Source organism: Candidatus Neomarinimicrobiota bacterium, from assembly GCA_018647265.1.
Lineage (GTDB): Bacteria > Fidelibacterota > Marinisomatia > Marinisomatales > TCS55 > TCS55.
The window spans coordinates 1-3,455 of the sequence record JABGTK010000153.1 but is presented as its reverse complement, the minus strand read 5'-3'; the positions used below and the strand labels follow the sequence as shown (position 1 = coordinate 3,455).

The 3,455-nt window shown below is 42.2% G+C and carries 4 protein-coding genes; 2 read left to right on the top strand and 2 right to left on the bottom strand.

The features are described from left to right. Both HN459_09405 and HN459_09400 read right to left on the bottom strand, forming a co-directional pair. The coding region (locus HN459_09405) for a sodium:proton antiporter (GenBank protein MBT3479659.1) at positions 1 to 1,367 on the bottom strand (1,367 nt) is incomplete at its 3' end. 32 nt (positions 1,368 to 1,399) lie between these two features. Further along, positions 1,400 to 1,585, bottom strand: a complete 186-nt coding sequence (locus tag HN459_09400) for a hypothetical protein (GenBank protein MBT3479658.1) — start codon at positions 1,583 to 1,585, stop codon at positions 1,400 to 1,402. Between the two features lie 116 nt (positions 1,586 to 1,701). Between HN459_09400 and HN459_09395 the strand changes: the two genes are divergently transcribed. Then, the gene (locus HN459_09395; GenBank protein ID MBT3479657.1) at positions 1,702 to 2,607 is read left to right on the top strand and encodes a dihydrodipicolinate synthase family protein; all 906 of its coding nucleotides are present in this window, start codon (positions 1,702 to 1,704) and stop codon (positions 2,605 to 2,607) included. Between the two features lie 11 nt (positions 2,608 to 2,618). Continuing rightward, positions 2,619 to 3,455, top strand: an 837-nt coding sequence (locus HN459_09390) for an aldehyde dehydrogenase family protein (protein MBT3479656.1), incomplete at its 3' end; no start/stop codon positions are given.

Below are 3,455 nucleotides of genomic sequence, written 5' to 3'. Positions count from 1 at the left end.
TGCCAGTTCCAGTACTCCCCATAGGAAACTCCTAAAGTTGCAGTAAGAAAAATGGATGTTGCATGCCATGGGACGAGACTCTCAAACATGGTACCATAATCTTCAATGGAGCGGGATAATACTTTTCGGCTCACCCCCGATTCATCATAGCGCTTCCCAAAGGCATCACCAATTATAAAACTAGTGGCGGCTTGGTTAGACGTAATTCCGTTGGTAAATGCTGTAGCAAAAAGAGAAGAAATAATCAGGGAAGCTTTGGTCTTTATAAATCCAAAACTGCGATCAACGATGGTGGGCATAGCATCAATAAGATCAATGGTGCCGATAAATACAAAAACCATGATAGAAAAAATAATAGCCTCGTTCAATTCATAAAGTCCACCCCGGGTAAATAATACATTAATATTATCAGGAGAACTCGTCACTGGTGACCCTGTCACCCAATAAGCCATATTTGTATCAAAACCTTTGTGAATGGCATTCATTATATCACCCAATGAATAGGGCTGAAAGACCATTGCTAATACTGCAGCTGATAAAGAAGAAATAAGAAGTGTAGGTAACGTGGCCATTTTTTTGATAGAGCCAATAAGCACAATGACCGGGGGAATTAACAACAGTCCATTAAAATTGAACATGGCAGCAATTGTATTTAAAGTTGGGGCAATTTGATTCGCATCAATTTCACTTCCCACCGGTGGATGGGTAAATCCCAGGATGAAATAGATTACTGCAGCAATTATTGCAGATGGCATTGTTGTGTACATCATGGAGCGGATATGATCATAAAGATCCACCTCCGTTGCCATGGCAGCAATATTGGTTGTATCTGATAAGGGCGAAAGTTTATCGCCGAAAAATGCACCGCCTACAATTGCACCCGCAGTAATGCCCAGATTTGCTTCAATGATTGCGGCCACGCCGATAATTACCACACCGATAGTACCGATAGATCCCCATGAGGTACCGGTTAATGTAGAAAAAATAATGGGAATCAAAAAGGCTAGGATATAAATGTAGCTGGGATTGATAAGATTAATTCCATAATAGATTAGCATGGGTATGGTACCACTAATCATCCATGTGCCAATGATAATGCCAATGGCAAAAAGTATCAAGATGGCGGGAAATCCCTTGGCCAATTTTTTAATAATAGCATTCTGAATAATGGGCCATTCAAAGCCGAGAATCATCAATTCTGCAATGGCGAATACTGCCGCCAACAGAAAAACTATTTCCAGTGGAAAGGGAGGTAGTCCAAAAAAATTAGGGCGGATTACCATGCCGAAAATGATTAATGCTCCCAAGAAAAGTACTGGGAGTAAAATATAAATAAAACGGACGTTTGGTTTTCTGCTATTAACCATTATTGAGAATTACTTTTGTTGGCTATGGGTGATTAAAAGTAATCTAAAATTGTAAATACAAGTGATGTGGTCCATGCAGTTGTAGCCAAGAGGGCAAAAACACTGCGACCCACTTTGGTTCTTGGCATGGTCTTGGGATATTGATTTGTTTTGAATGATATCAAAATGTCAATCATAGGAATGCTGGTGATGAGGAGAAAAAGGAGGCTTGGCTTCATGATTCAATTTAGTCCACATATCATGCGGGTGTTTAACTCAAAAATATTTATTTGAATTTTATTAATATATCAGTAATATATTAGAAGTTAATCAATCATTATTTAAAGGAAAATCCATGAAGCCAGAATGGAAAGGCGTTTATCCTGCCTTAACAACAAAATTTACAAATGACGATCAGTTGGACATACCTGCTTTTCTTCACAATATCGAATTTCAAATTGAATCGGGCGTCCACGGTTGCGTAATTGGCGGTAGTTTGGGAGAAGCCAGTACCCTTACGCAAAATGAAAAAGTTGAATTGCTAATAGCAGCCGTTGGTCATATAAATGACCGCATCCCAGTAATTATGAATATTGCCGAGCAGTCTACTACCGATGCTGTATCTGCTGCCCAAAATGCCCAAGTCAATGGCGCCGATGGACTTATGATGCTGCCCCCAATGCGCTACCCATCCGATAGTAGGGAAACGGTTGAATTCTATAAAGCGGTAGCCACCTCTTGTGATCTACCAATTATGACCTACAACAATCCTATTGACTATAAAATTGAGATTACGATTCCTATGTTCGAGGAACTTTTGAAACTGGATTCGATTGAGGCCACTAAGGAATCAACGCGGGATGTAACCAACGTGACACGAATGAGAAATGCTTTCGGGAATGATATTAAAATTTTATGCGGTGTCGATACATTAGCGCTGGAAGAACTGGCTCTTGGGGCCGACGGTTGGGTCGCTGGGCTGGTTGATGCTTTCCCGAGGGAAACGGTTGTGATTTATGAATTGGTTCAACAAGACCGTCTTAAAGAAGCGCGGGAAATCTACCGATGGTTTATGCCACTATTAGAACTAGATATTCATCCAAAGTTAGTCCAATATATTAAATTGGCAGAAGTGGCCACTGGGATTGGTACTGAACCTGTACGCCCACCGCGCCTTCCACTGGTTGGGGAAGAACGGACCCGCGTTCAAAAGATCATTAACGATGCTTTGGCCATCCGTCCAGAAATGCCATCTTTATAATGGAGACTACAATGATAGAAACCAATTTAATCGGATTTTCTACTTCGGCAAATGGGGATTCATTTACCACTGGATATAACCCCACTACTGATGAAACACTGCCGGGGAAATTCCCCGGAGCTACAGATGAAGAGATCAATCGCGCTGTGGATTTGGCCACATCTGCTTTTGTTGAATACGGTAAAATATCTGGCACCAAAAAAGCAGCATTCCTAAATGCCATCGCGGATGAGATAATGAATTTGGGCGATGAGTTGGTCCAACGTTGTTGTGCCGAATCCGGATTGCCAGAAGCACGTATTTTGGGTGAACGTGGAAGAACCATAGGACAATTGCAAATGTTTGCAAATCTTGTGGCCGAAGGGTCTTGGCTAGAAGCCACCATTGATACAGCGCAACCGGATCGAATTCCAGTCCCCAAACCTGATATTCGCCGAATGCTTGTACCCATGGGGCCGGTGGCTGTATTTGCCGCTAGTAATTTTCCATTAGCTTTTTCTACCGCTGGTGGAGATACTGCATCTGCATTGGCCGGAGGAAACCCAGTAATTGTAAAAGCACACGGCGCTCATCCTGGAACCAGCGCTTTGGTCGGTTCTGCCATAGTTAAAGCTGCCCAAAAAGCGGGTATGCCTGATGGCGTATTTTCATTACTCCATGGGGCAGGCTCAACGGTTGGACAGGCTTTGATTAAAAACGAAAGAATTAAAGCGGCAGGATTCACCGGTTCTCAAACGGCCGGGAGAATTCTTTATAATATTGCCAATCAGCGGAAGAATCCTATTCCATTTTTTGCGGAAATGGGTAGCATAAATCCAGTTCTGCTATTACCGAGTGCTCTAAACAGC

Excerpts from the sequence above, each read along its gene's own strand:
- HN459_09400 (MBT3479658.1), bottom strand. The coding sequence starts at position 1,585 with ATGAAGCCAAGCCTCCTTTTTCTCCTCATCACCAGCATTCCTATGATT.
- HN459_09395 (MBT3479657.1), top strand. The coding sequence starts at position 1,702 with ATGAAGCCAGAATGGAAAGGCGTTTATCCTGCCTTAACAACAAAATTT.